Origin of the sequence: Rosenbergiella sp. YN46 (assembly GCF_036620675.1) — a bacterium.
Classification (GTDB): domain Bacteria; phylum Pseudomonadota; class Gammaproteobacteria; order Enterobacterales; family Enterobacteriaceae; genus Jejubacter.
In genome coordinates this window covers 239,475-254,663 of record NZ_JAZHEE010000004.1, presented here as the reverse complement: position 1 = coordinate 254,663, position 15,189 = coordinate 239,475, and the positions used below count along the sequence as shown (strand labels likewise).

The window sequence follows — 15,189 nt, the reverse complement described above, 5'->3', positions numbered from 1 at the left end:
AGGAAAATATGTTAAACGTCCGAACGCTGAGTTTACTGCTAACACCTCTTTTATTTGCCTCCGCGAAGGTGTTTGCCGGCTGTACTTTTGTGGCTTCTCCGGAAACGGTGCGGGTTGTGCTCCCTAATCTTGCCGTGGATCCCAATATTCCCGTCGGCGGCGTTATCGGAGGAAAAACGCTGAGTGTCGCAAGGCTGCTGACCCTGAACTGTACGGGTAGTACAACGTATCGCTCCTCCCTTCTGGGAAGCTGGGCCACGCCAAGCGCCACGGTACCGGGGGTGTATGAAACGGGATTACCGGGAATTGGCGTGAAAGTTTCCGATTTTGTGCTGCCCGAACGTTCTGTACCAGTGACCAATGCCGCCCTTTCCCCTAATCAGACTCTGGGGTTAAGCGGCTCCGACATTCAGCTGCTGTTTTACCGTACCGGCACCATTGAACCGGGCAACTTCCCTACCGGTGTGGTAGCCCGTTTCACCCTGCCGGGACCGTCCGGCAGCGCCACGAATATCCTGTCGCTCCAGGTCACCGCCGGGGGCGCCAGAATTAAGAGTTGCTACGCGAAATCGCCCAGCATCACCGTACCGCTGGGCAGACATCAGCGTACGGAGTTTAACGGCCCGGGCAGCACCAGCGATATGGTGGCCTTCAACGTCGAATTGACCTGCCAGGGGGACAATATGCCGGTGAAAGTCTCTTTTAGCGCCAGCGGCGGTTCCGCTTCACCCGAGCCTGGCGTGATTCCGCTGGACGGCAGCGAAGGCTCGGCCAGCGGCGTGGCGGTCAAAGTCGTCAGAGCCAGCGGCGCGGCGCTGCAGTTTGATACCGAAGAGACTTATCACACCGGCGCTGAAACCAGTATTACGATTCCATTACGTGCCGGTTATGTACAAACCGCATCAAAGATAACGCCAGGAATCGCCAATACGGCAATGACTTTTACTATTACGCAAAATTAATTTGCGAATAGCTAACCGAATTCATTCATTATGAATGAATAACAAAATATTATTGTCTGAATATATCAGACGTCAGGCGATAATATTTAATATCCATGAATGACATTAGAAGGTAATAAAAATGAGAGAATTAACCACTATTGAAATTGATGAAGTTGCAGGCGCATACGGCAATGGTTTCTTTTCCGACATCGGCGAAGCAATTAAAAGTGCCGTAGTGGGCGGAGTCGCCGCAGGTTTTGCTGGCGCCATCATCGGCGGCAAACACGGCGGTGACGGCGGCGGCGTTCTGGGCTTCGGTGCTATCGGCCAGGGCGTAGGTATGGTCGCAGGTGGCCTGATTGGCCTGACTGGTGGCGTAGTCGCCGCTGCTGCCGTGGGCTGGGACACCACCTGGGAAGTTGTTGACGAAGTCGCTAAGGGCTTCGCCAACGGGACTCTCGTACCCTGATTGTCCGCTCATTTTAGCCGGGGGAAACCCCGGCTTAAAAAAACACTGAGGATATATGACAACGATATGAGCAATCAGGGAATCTTCCGTTTACAGGTTATTAATCGCCAGAAGGCTGAGTGGAAAGGAAGAGCGCTACTCACTAACGGACTTCCACCGTGGTTAATTACGTTACTGAGCGCTCTTTTTATGGCTCTGCTACTTTATTTTCTGTTTTTTTTCGACTACACACGGCGCATTGAGGTTAATGGCGAGGTCATTACCTTTCCACACGCAATAAACATCTACGCCCCCCAGCAGGGATATATCAGTAAGGTCTTTGTTAAACAGGGAGACAGCGTAAAAGCCGGCGATCCCATTTATAGCATTAACGTCTCCAGGCAAACCACCTCAGGCAATGTGAGTGCAGAAACTTTAGCTGTACTCAAAAAGCAGATTGCCAACATCGATAAAATTATCGAAAAGCTAAACAGCAATAAAAAGGAGACCCTCAGTAACTTGCAGGATCAGCTAACTCATTATGAGCAGAATCATACAAAAACCGCTCGCCTTATCGCCAGCGTCAAAGATGGCGTAGCAAAAATGCGTGAAGGCATGACCAGCTATGAGGGATATCGCAAGCGGGGGTTGATTACCACCGATCAATTAAACAATCAGCGTTTTATGTTTTATCAGCAACAGAGTAACCTGCAATCACTCAACAGCCAGGCTATTCAGGAAACGCTACAGATTTCTCAGTTACGCAGCCAGATACTGACCCGGGCAGCTGAGTTCGACAATAATATTACCCAGAATATCTATCAGCGTAACGAGTTACAGCGTAAGTTAATTGAATCTGATGCCGGCGCGACCATTATCATCTTCTCCCAGGGGGCCGGGCGGGTGGAATCACTCAGCGTCACGCCCGGGCAGATGGTCAATAGCGGTAGTTCCCTGGCGCAGATCCAGCCACAGGAAAAAACGCGCTACTATATGGTGCTGTGGCTGCCAGACAGCAGCCTGCCCTATGTCAAAATAAAAGATACCGTCAACATCCGTTATTCCGCCTTTCCGTCAGAAAAATTCGGTCAGTTTCCCGGCGTGATTAAATCCATTGCCTATATTCCGGCCTCCCGGGAAGAAATGATGGGCTATGGCAGCGCGCCAAAAGAAAATGCGGGCAGCAGCGGCAATTACTACAAAGTGCTGGTCGACCTGAAAAACACCGACATCAGCGATAAAGGGCAGAAGATGCATTTATCGGGGGGTTTACAGGCCAGAACTATCGTTTTTCTGGATACGCGAAAATTATATCAATGGATGTTTATGCCGTTTTATGAAGTTAAGCATAGCGTAACGGGACGGGTTGCAAATGAATAAAGATATTCTGGATTACCTCAGAAAAAAAATTAATTTTGGCCTGACCCGAAAAGTCCCACAAATATTACAGATTGAATCCAGCGAATGCGGGCTTGCCTGCCTGGCCATGATCTGCGGCTATCACGGTCTGGACGTGGATATGCTGAATCTGCGTCATCACTTTTCGGTCTCTTCCCAGGGAACGACGCTTAAAGGATTAATTCGTACCGCTTCGGCTATCGGATTGAAAAGCCGCTCGCTGTCTCTCGATCTGGACGAAGTGAATAAGCTTAAGCTCCCCTGCGTTCTGCACTGGGATATGAACCACTTCGTTGTCCTTGTCGGACGTCGTCGCTCTGGCTGGGTTATCCACGATCCAGCGTTGGGCAAACGCGTGATTGGCGTTAAAGAGCTTTCTGAACACTTTACCGGCGTAGCCGTGGAGTTCTGGCCGGAAAGCCACTTTGAGAAAGGCAGCTTTAAGACCCGCGTCAGATTGCTGGATCTGATGCGCAACGTCGAAGGACTGAAAGGCGCATTAGTCAAAATTGCGGCCCTTTCCGTGGTGATAGAAGCCATTAATCTGCTGCTCCCGGTCGGTATGCAGTTGGTAACAGACCACGTCATCATGGCCCACGATCGCAGCCTGCTGATGGTTATTTGCTGCGGGCTGCTACTGTTTATGCTCTTTCGCACCTTTATGGGCATGATTCGCTCGTGGATAAGCCTGGTGATCGCAACGCTTATCGATGTTCAGTGGAAGAATTCCCTGTTCGACCACATGATCAAGCTACCGCTCGACTTCTTCGAAAAACGTCAGGTCGGTGATATCCAGTCTCGTTTCTCTTCCCTGGACGTGATACGCCGTACCTTCACCCAGGATGTCGTCGGCGGACTGATGGATGCCATCGTTTCTCTGGGCCTGATAGTGATGATGGTGCTGTACGGCGGATGGCTGACGTGGGTTGTTGGGGGGTTTACGGCATGTTATGCGCTGCTGCGACTGAGTACCTATAACGTTTACCGCCGCATTTCCGAAGAGCAGATCGTAAAAAGCGCCCGGGCCGGCTCCCATTTTATGGAGACGCTGTACGGCATAGGCACCATAAAAGCGCTGGGACTCAACGCCAACCGATCAGGCGGATGGTTAAATCTGAATATCGATGCAGCCAATACTGGCGTGCGCCAGACCCGCTTCGATATGTTTTTTTCCGGTATTAATATTTTTATCAACACTATCGATCAGGTCGCGATTCTCTGGATAGGCGCTCTGATGGTAATAGATAACTCCATGACGCTCGGGATGTTTATGGCGTTTAACGCCTACCGGGGGCAGTTTTCTCAGCGGGCAGGAAGTCTGGTCGACCTGATTATCAAACTGCGTATGTTATCGCTCCACAATGAAAGGATCTCCGATATTGTCTTTACCGAGCCGGAAAAAGAGAATACGCCGCATCGCCCGTTCGCTCCCGGCGTTCCCGTCAGACTGGAACTAAAAAACCTGACCTTTCAATACGATCCCTTAACGCCCCCCATCTTCAGCGAATTCAATCTGGCGGTGAAACCAGGTGAAAGCGTGGCCATAGTCGGTGCATCCGGAAAAGGAAAAAGCACCCTGATGAAAGTGATGTGCGGCCTGCTTTCCCCTAATGAAGGTGAAGTTCTGGTCGAAGGCATCAATATTAACAATATGGGGCTGAATAATTACCGGGAGGCTATCTCCTGCGTATTACAGGAAGATAAATTGTTCTCTGGCTCTATCGCCGACAATATTGCCGGATTCGACAGCAATATCGATATGAAGCTGGTGACCGCCTGCGCCCTTTACGCCAATATCCATAATGAAATCATGCAGATGTCTATGGGCTATGAAACCCTGGTAGGCGAGCTGGGAACCGGTCTTTCCGGCGGTCAGAAACAGCGTCTGCTGATTGCCAGAGCGCTCTATCGCCGCCCATCAGTGTTATTTATGGATGAAGCGACCAGCCATCTGGATCTGGATAATGAAGCCTTTATTAATAAATCTATTTCCGAGCTCAAAATTACCCGCATCATTATTGCGCATCGCCCTTCGACGATTGCATCTGCCGACAGGATCGTCCCGTTATGAGAAAGTCCTGTATCATGATCGCAAGAGATCCTTATCTACGCCGGGGACTCAGAGAGATTATCAGTCATAACGACGATATACACTGCCACAGCCTGAAAAAGCTGGCAGAGCTCCCCAATATGATGTTCAGAGAAACGCCAGAAATATTAATTCTTGATCGTATTCCTCTTACCCGACAGGAGATTTCTATTCTGGACAGATTTCGACGCCAGATTCCTGGTATTCGCCTGGTCGCCATCTGCGGTGCCAGCTACTTCATGTTTTCACGGGCGATCCGAATGGGGTTCCATGGCTACTTATCCATTACTGCCCCGCTTTCCGAAGCGATACACGCCATCTCCCTGGTAAAGCGGGGCAGCGGTTATCTGTCTCCGGATGTTCTGCAGCACTATCAACGCTACCCGACCGATAATCAGTATCTGAGCCGGCTGACCTCGCGTGAGATCGAGGTACTGCAGAATTTTATGCGCGGCATGGATAGCCGAGCCATAGCCCGGGAGCTGGGAATAAGCGACAAAACCATTAGCGTGATTAAGAATCATATTATATTAAAACTGCAGGCTTCCAGCCTGGCCGGTATACTGAATATCGCGTGGCGAAATCATCTGAATGCTTAAAATCACGGCGCTGCGCAGCCCTTTTCCGCCGCGCCTTTTCCACCCTCACCAGCAATATATTCATACATAAACAGGCAGGCCTTCAGTCTTACGACGGTATTCCCTGTGACAATGGCAGAATATGGTAGTTGGGTGGAATTTTACGTTCAGGTGACGTCCATCCCTCTTCGAACAGCAGCAGTCGGTGAACGAACCTGAGCGCTGCGGCGTAAAAATCGCCGCTAACGCGGTTCTCCGCGCTTTTCCTGACAGCCGGACGCCCTTAGCCTTCCTGTCGGGCTAAGGGACTCAGGGGGAACTTTAGGCCGGTACCGCTGCTTTCAGGCGCGTTGTTAAAAGCAGCGGCTTTCAGGGCTTCGCCTGTCATCTCGGGGGGCCGAATTATCGGGCTTCATTTCCTTAAATGACAAGCATTAACCCATACGGGCCGGTGCGATTTTACTTATTAAACAGCCCTTTCACATCGTGCGGTTCGCAGCGCAGATACTGATCCGGGGCATACACCTTCGCCCCCAGTTTCGCCGCCGCATGCCACGGCCAACGCGGGTCGTAAAGGATACCGCGCGCCAGGGCTATCATATCGGCTTCCTGCTCCACCAGCACCGCTTCGGCCTGCTCCGGCTCGGTAATCAACCCAACGGCAATAACCGGAATCGAAACCACCTTCTTGATTGCAGCGGAAAACGGCACCTGGTAGTTGGGGCCGACGCTGATTTTCTGTTCCGGCGCCAGACCGCCGCTGGAAACGTGTATATAGGCGCAGCCCTCTTTTTCCAGCGCCTGGCTCAGGATAATGGACTGCTCAAGATCCCAGCCGCCTTCCACCCAGTCGGTAGCCGAAATACGTACTCCAACCGGCTTATCCGCCGGGAATACCCGGCGCACTTCGCGGAATACCTCCAGCGTCAGCCGCATACGGTTTTCCAGCGAACCGCCATACTCATCGTCGCGCTGATTAGCAAGCGGCGACAGAAACTGATGTAGCAGATAGCCGTGGGCGGCGTGTACCTCAATCAGATCTAATCCCAGTCGATCGGCGCGAACGGCGCTATCGATAAAGGCCTGCTTGATCTCTTCGATCCTCGCTCTGGTGAGCGCCTGCGGCATGCCGTCACTGTTATGGAAAGGCAGCGCGGAAGGCGCTGAGGTTTGCCATCCGCCCTGCTCCGTCGTCAGAAAGCCACCGCCGCGCCAGGGCACGTCGGTCGAAGCCTTACGTCCGGCATGTCCCAACTGGATGCCGACCGGCATCGGAGAATACTGGCGAACGTCTTTCAGCACTGCACCCAGCGCCTGCTCGGTTTCATCATCCCAGATCCCCAGATCCTGCGGCGTAATGCGCCCGTCAGGCTCAACGGCGGCGGCTTCCAGAATCAGCAATCCGGCGCCAGACAGAGCCAGATTCCCCAGGTGAATCCGGTGCCACGCGGTAGCCCGACCGCGTTCGGCCGAATACTGGCACATCGGGGCAATAGCGATGCGGTTTTCCAGGGTCAGGTTGCCGAGTTTGATAGAGGTAAACAGTTGGCTCATGCGGTATCTCCGGTATTAGTCGCAGCGTTAAGCGAGCAACTAAGTATATGCTCAAAATTCTATGCTGCTTCGCAGGCTATGCCGTTAAGCCAGGCAGATTGCTGGTAATCAACCTGACTTCCGCCAGCGTCGATCATAATGTCCGAGCCATAATTCACCGGTCACCGAAAAAAGCGCCATATATGCCGCATCTTCAGGTTCGCCTTCCCGCAGCGGAATCTTCTGCTATTTGCCGCGTTCCGCCTCTGGATACGGGAAAGAAATACCGGCCCGAAGAACGCCTGAAGATTGATGCGCGTATTGATAACGGCTGTGACATGCTGGCGCTGGCGTAAAAATGGCGAAATCCCCGACGACAGAGCGAATTCTACGTTATCGATGACGGAATCGCCCCTTACTTTCGAACAAGTTCGCAGGAATCTCTATGGCTGCGGCCAGACGCCATACCGTTGTAGTTCCCATGACCGCCGCTGTGAATTTGCGTCGACTGCCGTAGCGCTGTCATCCGCCAGATTACGTTTAATCTCTTCGTACCCCGGCTCGCCCCGACAAGCAAATCCACTCATATCCATGTTCGCCAGTTCAGCCGAACCAACCAGATTCAGGGGGCGTCCGACCCCCTATGTAGAAAACAGGGACTCCCGCTCACAAGTCGCATCGTAAGGGTAATCCAACAGCCCGTTTTTAAAGATAAACAGGCAGGCCTCGTTAAAGTTAGACAGTCCGAGCCGCTCGTACAGTTCAATCCGCTTACGGTACAGGCTTTTAACCGACAGCTCTAAAGCGACTGCCACCTCTTCCATGGTTCTTCCTTCCCTGAGTAAGAGCAGCATCATGCGCTCCTGTTCACTCAAGCGAATTTCGTTAAACCACTCTTTGGTCAGACGATTACCTTTAACGTCCAGAAACAGACCGAACATTGCCGCCATATCGGTACGCGCCAGCGCCATGTCCAGACACCATTTAAGGCTCAACTGATGCGTTTCGCGATTACGCATTTCCAGTATGATACAGCTAATACGCTTGCCGGCATTGGCGGCGTCAAACATCAGATATTCTGACAGACACAGAGGCGACCGGCTGTCGACCAGAACAGAATACTCATCGCTGCTGCTATCAAAGATTCCCCTGTCAATGGAGTGCAGTAAGACAATATCAGGGAAAAAACTTTTGATTCCCTGAAAGAGAAAATGATCCTGAGTAACCAAAAACATTGAACCTGCCACAAACCATCCCATTAACACAAAAATAACAAATTCCTTTCTTAAAGAGGCTGCGCAATCATCGCTTTCCTCTCACCAAATTTGGTTTTCTCTCAGTGACGACATAACTAACCTTTAGGTTAGTTAGTTATCCATCAATAGCTTCTTTGCTCCCCTGTGGAATTTGACTATAATTTATAACCACTATCCACATTAACTGAGTGCCAATTATATAAATAAAATAACAGTACAAAAAAGAACCTTTTTCTGGCATTCGGACTTTTTGTCACGAAACATCCCAAATAGTTATAAAAAAACAACAAAAAACCAAAAAAAATGACACCTGGCAGATAATTCTCACACGAACAAAAATAAATCAAAAACTTTAACTTTCAATCAGTTACGAAAACAATGAAATCACAAGTCCATTTCATCAATACACCTTCTACAGAGTTTTCTTAAAAGCAGCCATACGGCTATTCGGGATATTTATTCGTAAAGACATCAGGTGTACATTCCCTCCTGGTTATCTCTCCCCTTATCTGAAAGTCAGATTTTTAGTTACTTTATCATACGTTATGTGAGACGGAGCTACAGACAGAAAGAGAGCGGCACCAAAGAACTAATCCAATTTTAAATGGTGAGTTTACTACACCTCAACTCACTGACTGATGCTGTTTGATTTTATTCACAAACGGTGAATAGAACCGCGCTCTGGTGCAGATGGGATATATGGCAAATATTTATGGAACTATTAACTGGTATCAATAAGTTATTCTTTTTTCACGCTGCAAAATACCCATTCTCATTAATGCTGATATTTCTATTTCCGGGGTTAGTGCATAGTGCGGAATCAGTATATGAGAAACGAGTGTTACAGGCACGAAATGGAAATTACACACCGCTTCTGGACTATCTACAAAACGACGAGCGGCAACATGCTCTGAATGGCGAACAGGTAGCCGACTGGATTCAGGTCGCTTCATGGGCCGGACGAGATAATGAAGCCATCCACATCTGGTTGCGCTATCAGGGCAAAATGGCGCTTCCCGACCGTGCCGTCGCGGCAGCCGCCCAGTCTTATCGTAATCTCAAAAGCTGGGAACCTTCGCTGGCGCTGTGGGAACGCGCACGTCAACTGGCGCCGAAAAACGACGACTATCGCATGGGATGGATAAAAACTCTGGCCGACGCTCGCAGAGACCAACAGGCGCTGCATGAAGCCCGCAGTCTGGTGGCGGCTCAACCAAGCGCGCCGCATCTGCAAACGCTCTCTTATGTGTACCAGAGCCAGGGGAAAAGCTGGGATCAGTTACTGAATGATACCCGCGCGCTCTCTGCAGCTCCGGGAGATAAGGAGGTGCTCGATAGCCTGGTTAACGCCCTGACGCTGAACAGGGTAAGCGGCCCCGCGCTAAAGCTATCGGGCCAGACAACAGTCTCCGCACAACAGCGTCGCGCGCTGGAGGCCAATGCCGCTGCAGAGCTGGTGCGGCTTGCCGATACGCCATCGCGCAGCGAACAGGAACGCTTTGGCCTCGCCCGGAAGGCGCTGGATCGCTACGACGCGCTGTTCGCCCGCTGGCGCAATGAACCCAACGCCGCCGCCGATATCACCCGGGCTCGCATTGACCGCCTTGGGGCGCTGCACGCCCACGGTTACTACCACGACGTGATTAGCGAGTATCAATCGCTCCGTGCGCAAAATACGGCGATTCCTGACTGGGCGCTGCGCTGGGTGGTGTCTGCTTATCTGGCAGAAAAGAAGGTGGAAAGCGCGCTGGCTATCGTCCGCCAGCATCCGGAACTTCCCCCGGCAACGGAAGAGGAAGAGCAGAACGAGATGTTCTACGCCCTGATGGATAGCGGCCAGTATTCATCGGCCCGTCAGTACATCAGACAGATAACCCGTAACGTCCCTTACGCACGCTATGACCTCGGTTCCCCAACGCCGCAACCGAACGATCTCTGGCTCACCGGGCAGTCGCTCTGGTTCCAGTATCTGTTAATGACCAACGCGCTGCCGGAAGCGGAGAAGCTGTCCCGCCACATGGCGACAACGGCCCCCGGAAATCAGGGGCTGCGCATCGATTATGCGTCCCTGCTTCAGGCCCGGGGTCTGCCGCGCGCCGCCGAACGCGAGCTGAAAGCAGCCGAGTCGCTGGAACCGTCCAACATTGAACTGGAGCGCCAGCAGGCATATGTCGCCATGGATCTACAGGAGTGGCGGCAGATGGATCTGCTGACCGATGATGTCATCACCCGCACGCCGCTCGATCTCGCCTCCCGGCAGCTGGCCAGAGCACGCGAGGTTCACCATATGTCGGAACTGCGGATCGCCGGCACTCAGGGGATCCATTCCGATAGTCCGGTAAGCGGCAGCCACGATCGGGAATGGGAGGCCGCCATTTATGGCCCACCGTTAGCTGACGACTGGCGCCTTTTCGGCGGTACCCGCTTTAGCACGGGCCGGTTTGAAGAGGGGAAAGGCGACAGCCGGAATGTTTTCGGCGGGCTGGAGTGGCGTCCCCGGGATAACTGGGCCGAGCTGGAGCTGTCCAGCAACAATTTTCACGGTGCTAACAAACCGGGCGCGCGCCTTTCCGCCTGGCATGACTTCAGCGATCGCTGGCGCCTGGGCGGCAGCCTGGAACGGATGTCGGCCAGCACGCCGCTACGGGCATTACGTAATGGCGTCAGCGCCAATCGCGCGGAAGCCTGGACGCGCTGGTATTACAACGAACGGCGCGAATACCGGTTTGGCTTTGCCGCCAGCGACTTTTCCGATCATAACCGCCGTCAGGAATATAGCCTGGAGGGTAAAGAGCGGCTCTGGCAGGCGCCAACCGTGACTCTTGACCTGATACCCGGTCTTTCCGCCAGCGCCAACAGCCACGACGATGCGGCTTACTACAACCCAAAGCGAGATTTTTCCGCCACGGCGACATTTGCCGCCGATCACGTGATGTATCAGCGCTACGACACCGTCTGGAGCCAGCAGTTTACGGCTGGTGGTGGGGCTGGATGGCAGAGAAATTACGATACCGGAGCCATTGCCATCCTGGGTTATGGACAGCGGTTCCAGTGGAATAACGTGGTCGATACCGGAGTGATGTTGAACTGGGATAAACGCCCTTATGACGGCAAGCGCGAAAGTAATCTCTCCGTTGCCTTTGATGCGAATTTACGATTTTAAGGATCAACATGCTGAATAAGAGTCTACGCATCAGCCTGATGGTTGTCGGCTGGCTGGCTATCGTATTCGGGGTTCGCGCCGGAGAGATTCCTTTCCTGCCGCCTCATGAACGCCCGCAACTGGAAGCCAATAAGCCCTGGCCGAAAGACAGCTTTCTGGTTCTGGCATACCACGACGTGGAAGACGACGCGGCCGACCAGCGCTATCTGTCGGTACGCACCAGCGCGCTAAACGATCAGATAAGCTGGCTGCTCAATAACGGCTACCGCGCAGTCAGCGTTCAGGACATTCTGGATGCCCACGACGGCATAAAATCACTGCCGTCCAAAGCATTTTTACTGAGTTTCGACGACGGCTACAGCAGCTTTTACCGACGGGTCTGGCCACTGCTTAAGGCATATAACGTTCCCGCGCTCTGGGCGCCAGTGGGAAGCTGGGTGGATACGCCAGCCAACCGCCAGGTTAATTTCGGCGGCCTGATGACGCAGCGGGATAAATTCGCCAACTGGCAGCAGGTGAGTGAATTAAGCCGCTCGCCGCTGGTGGAGATCGGTGCCCATACCTGGGCATCGCACTACGGCATTGTGGCGAATCCCCAGGGTAGCCACGAACCGGCGGTCGCCAACCGTTTCTACGATAAGGCGTCCGGCCATTATGAAAGCGATCTACAATTCATTCGCCGTATAGACGATGACGTACGCAAGATAACCGACAAGATCCATCAGGTATCCGGGAAATCGCCACGTGCCTGGGTATGGCCGTATGGCGCCGCGAATGGCACAACGCTCGCCATCGCCAAAAAGCGCGGCTATCGTCTGGCCTTTACGCTGAATGACGGCCTGGCTAACGTGCGGGATCTGGATAATATTCCCCGTTTGTTAATTTCCGGGAATCCGTCGATAAAGGCGTTCGCCGATGCCGTGACTCAGATACAGGAGCATCCGCCGGTACGGGTCATGCACGTGGATCTGGACTATGTCTATGACCCGGATCCCATTCAGCAGACGAAGAATATCGATGCGCTGATTCAGCGCGTCTACGACATGAAAATAAGCCATGTCTTTTTACAGGCGTTCTCCGATCCGTCGGGCGACGGCAACATTAAATCGCTCTACTTTCCCAACCGCTGGCTGCCGGTACGTGCCGATCTGTTCAATTTCGTCTCCTGGCAGTTGCAGACCCGGGCCGGAGTCAAAGTGTACGCCTGGCTGCCGGTACTCTCTTTCGATTTAAACCCAACACTGCCGCGAGTCCAGGAATGGGATCCGCAGTCTGGCGGCGTCCGACGCGCCACCACGCCTTATTTGCGCCTTTCTCCCTGGAATCAGCAGGCGCGCAGGCGGATTGCGGATATCTATGAAGACCTGGCGCGCCATGCCACCTTCGACGGCATCCTGTTTCACGATGATGCGGTGCTTTCTGACTTCGAAGATGCAGGGCCAGACGCGATGGCGGCCTGGCGCGCCGCCGGCTTTCAGGATGATATCGCCGCAATTCGCAACAATCCGGCGGAACTTCAGCGCTGGACGCGTTTTAAAAGCCGGGCGCTGGTGGAATTCACCCGCACTCTGAGCCAGGACGTCCGGGAAATTCGCGGACCTCAGGTGAAGACCGCGCGCAATATATTCGCACTGCCCATCCTGGAGCCCCACAGCGAAACCTGGTTCGCGCAGAATCTTGATGATTTCCTGGCGACCTATGACTGGACAGTGCCAATGGCAATGCCGCTGATGGAAAACGTGCCACAAAGCGAAAGCGATGCCTGGCTGACCAGGCTTATCCAGGCGGTGGCAACTCGCCCGGATGCGCTGAATAAAACCATCTTTGAGCTCCAGGCCAGGGACTGGAACCAGAAGCAACAAGCCGGTATTGCCGACCAGCAACTGGCCCAATGGATGCGCTTGCTTCAGCTTAACGGCGTCAAAAATTACGGATACTACCCGGACGACTTCATCAATAACCAACCTGATATTTCGCACATCAGGCCTGAATTCTCTTCGTACTGGTACCCTGACCATGACTGATCGCATTATCGCATTCTCTATTCTGTGCCTGGTGTTCGGACTGCCGTTAGGCTTCGCCGCGATTTTCACCGGGGAACTGATTCTGGATTTCGTCTTTTTCTGGCCGCTGTTTATGTCGGTGCTGTGGATAACCGGAGGGCTCTATTTCTGGTTCCAGCTGGAACGTCACTGGCCCTGGAGCAAAGAGATGCCTGCGCCTCAGCTTGAGGGAAATCCGCTGATCTCCATTCTGATCCCCTGCTTTAACGAAGAGAAAAATGCCCGGGAAACGATTGAAGCGGCGCTGGGCCAGCGTTATGAAAACATTGAAGTTATCGCAATCAACGATGGATCTTCCGATAACACCGCTCAGGTGCTGCATCAGTTGGCACAGGAGTATCCGAAGCTACGGGTGATACAACTGGCGGAAAACCAGGGAAAGGCGGTGGCGCTGAAAGCCGGAACCGCCGCAGCACGCGGCGATCTGCTGGTCTGTATCGACGGCGACGCCCTGCTGGATCGCGATACGGCTGCGTACCTGGTCGCGCCGCTTATCCACTACCCCCACGTGGGCGCCGTTACCGGCAATCCGCGCATCCGCACGCGCTCCACGCTGATCGGCCGTATTCAGGTGGGAGAGTTTTCCTCAATTATCGGACTGATTAAACGCACCCAGCGTATCTATGGCAGGGTATTTACCGTTTCCGGCGTGGTTGCCGCTTTTCGCCGCCAGGCGCTGGCGGACGTCGGTTACTGGAGCCCGGACATGATAACCGAGGATATCGATATCAGCTGGAAGCTGCAGTTACGGCACTGGACTATCTTTTTCGAACCCCGGGCGCTGTGCTGGATCCTGATGCCAGAGACGCTAAAAGGGCTGTGGAAGCAGCGCCTGCGCTGGGCCCAGGGCGGAGCGGAAGTCTTTCTGGTCAATCTGCGCCGCCTGTTCCGATGGGAGCACCATCGCATGTGGCCACTATTCGTGGAGTATGCCCTTTCCACCACCTGGGCGTTTTCCTATGCAGTCACCATTTTACTGTTTATCGCCAGTCACCTGGTGCCGCTCCCTCCTAACCTGGCCGTACAGAGTCTGTTCCCGCCGGAATTTACCGGGCTGCTGCTGGGCGTAATGTGCCTGCTGCAATTTCTGGTGAGCCTGTTTATTGAACGGCGCTATGAAAAAAAAGTGGCCGGTTCACTGTTCTGGGTGATCTGGTTTCCGATGGTCTACTGGATGATCAGTCTGTTTACCACACTGGTCTCCTTCCCCAAAGTGATGCTTAAACGTAAACGTTCCCGGGCCCGCTGGGTAAGCCCGGATCGAGGAAAAGGAAGAATATAATGAACGAGAACGCCTTAATACTGACCGAGCACCGCCTATTGCCGCGAGTTTTCGACAGCATATTAACCCTTATCGCCTGGGCCGGGTTTCTGTTTTTCCTGTACGATAATCTGTTGACGCAAATTACCGAACAGCGCAACCATCGCTGGGAAATCATTATCGCCTCGTTTAATACGGTGCTGGTCTATTTACTGATTGCGGTCATCAACGGCTGGCTGCTTATCCTATGGTATCAATACAATCTGCGGCGCTTTGATGCCAGGCGCCACGGCGCCCTGGATTCATTAGGCCATGACGAGCTGGCGGAAAGCTTTCATGTCGCGCCGCAAATCATCTCGGAAATGAGCCAGTACAACCAGCTCACCCTCTATCACGATAGGATCGGCAGAATCATCGACCTGAAAGCCAGCCGCTCAGAGGACGAAGACGCGTAAA

General features: G+C 53.1%; 12 protein-coding genes. 10 read left to right on the top strand and 2 right to left on the bottom strand.

Annotation, left to right across the window (positions count from 1 at the left end):
• Window positions 1–8: 8 nt before the first annotated feature.
• From V3W49_RS06015 to V3W49_RS05995, 5 genes are all read left to right on the top strand, one after another.
• The gene (locus V3W49_RS06015; RefSeq protein ID WP_500144322.1) at window positions 9–962 is read left to right on the top strand and encodes a fimbrial protein; all 954 of its coding nucleotides are present in this window, start codon (window positions 9–11) and stop codon (window positions 960–962) included.
• 121 nt (window positions 963–1,083) lie between these two features.
• Window positions 1,084–1,413: a hypothetical protein gene (locus V3W49_RS06010; protein ID WP_500144321.1), complete on the top strand. Its 330-nt coding sequence runs from the start codon at window positions 1,084–1,086 to the stop codon at window positions 1,411–1,413.
• A gap of 189 nt (window positions 1,414–1,602) precedes the next feature.
• Entirely contained in the window at window positions 1,603–2,772 is a 1,170-nt protein-coding gene (locus V3W49_RS06005; protein ID WP_500144320.1) for an HlyD family secretion protein, read from the top strand.
• Window positions 2,765–4,861 (top strand): peptidase domain-containing ABC transporter, encoded by a 2,097-nt coding sequence (locus tag V3W49_RS06000; protein WP_500144318.1) that lies wholly within the window; start codon window positions 2,765–2,767, stop codon window positions 4,859–4,861. The genes V3W49_RS06005 and V3W49_RS06000 overlap by 8 nt, the downstream gene beginning before the upstream one ends.
• Window positions 4,858–5,478, top strand: a complete 621-nt coding sequence (locus V3W49_RS05995) for a LuxR C-terminal-related transcriptional regulator (protein ID WP_500144317.1) — start codon at window positions 4,858–4,860, stop codon at window positions 5,476–5,478. Before V3W49_RS06000 ends, V3W49_RS05995 begins: the two co-directional genes overlap by 4 nt.
• A 438-nt stretch (window positions 5,479–5,916) precedes the next feature.
• Here V3W49_RS05995 and V3W49_RS05990 read toward each other — a convergent pair whose 3' ends face one another.
• Window positions 5,917–7,011 (bottom strand): NADH:flavin oxidoreductase/NADH oxidase, encoded by a 1,095-nt coding sequence (locus V3W49_RS05990; RefSeq protein ID WP_500144316.1) that lies wholly within the window; start codon window positions 7,009–7,011, stop codon window positions 5,917–5,919.
• A 47-nt stretch (window positions 7,012–7,058) separates the two neighbouring features.
• Here V3W49_RS05990 and V3W49_RS05985 point away from each other — a divergent pair, with 47 nt between their 5' ends.
• Entirely contained in the window at window positions 7,059–7,346 is a 288-nt protein-coding gene (locus V3W49_RS05985) for a hypothetical protein (RefSeq protein ID WP_500144315.1), read from the top strand.
• Window positions 7,347–7,631: 285 nt separating this feature from the next.
• Here V3W49_RS05985 and V3W49_RS05980 read toward each other — a convergent pair whose 3' ends face one another.
• Entirely contained in the window at window positions 7,632–8,225 is a 594-nt protein-coding gene (locus V3W49_RS05980) for a helix-turn-helix transcriptional regulator (protein ID WP_500144314.1), read from the bottom strand.
• A 733-nt stretch (window positions 8,226–8,958) separates the two neighbouring features.
• Here V3W49_RS05980 and pgaA point away from each other — a divergent pair.
• From pgaA to pgaD, 4 genes are read left to right on the top strand one after another with little or no spacing between them, the layout of a single operon-like run.
• Window positions 8,959–11,409 carry a poly-beta-1,6 N-acetyl-D-glucosamine export porin PgaA gene (gene pgaA, locus V3W49_RS05975; RefSeq protein ID WP_500144313.1) on the top strand — a complete coding sequence of 817 codons (2,451 nt, stop codon included), beginning with the start codon at window positions 8,959–8,961 and terminating at the stop codon, window positions 11,407–11,409.
• 8 nt (window positions 11,410–11,417) lie between these two features.
• On the top strand, window positions 11,418–13,433 hold the full coding sequence (gene pgaB, locus V3W49_RS05970) for a poly-beta-1,6-N-acetyl-D-glucosamine N-deacetylase PgaB (protein ID WP_500144312.1): 2,016 nt from the start codon (window positions 11,418–11,420) through the stop codon (window positions 13,431–13,433).
• Window positions 13,426–14,754: a poly-beta-1,6-N-acetyl-D-glucosamine synthase gene (gene pgaC, locus V3W49_RS05965; protein ID WP_500144310.1), complete on the top strand. Its 1,329-nt coding sequence runs from the start codon at window positions 13,426–13,428 to the stop codon at window positions 14,752–14,754. The genes pgaB and pgaC overlap by 8 nt, the downstream gene beginning before the upstream one ends.
• Window positions 14,754–15,188: a poly-beta-1,6-N-acetyl-D-glucosamine biosynthesis protein PgaD gene (pgaD, locus tag V3W49_RS05960; RefSeq protein ID WP_500144309.1), complete on the top strand. Its 435-nt coding sequence runs from the start codon at window positions 14,754–14,756 to the stop codon at window positions 15,186–15,188. Before pgaC ends, pgaD begins: the two co-directional genes overlap by 1 nt.
• The last annotated feature ends 1 nt before the right edge of the window (window position 15,189 follow it).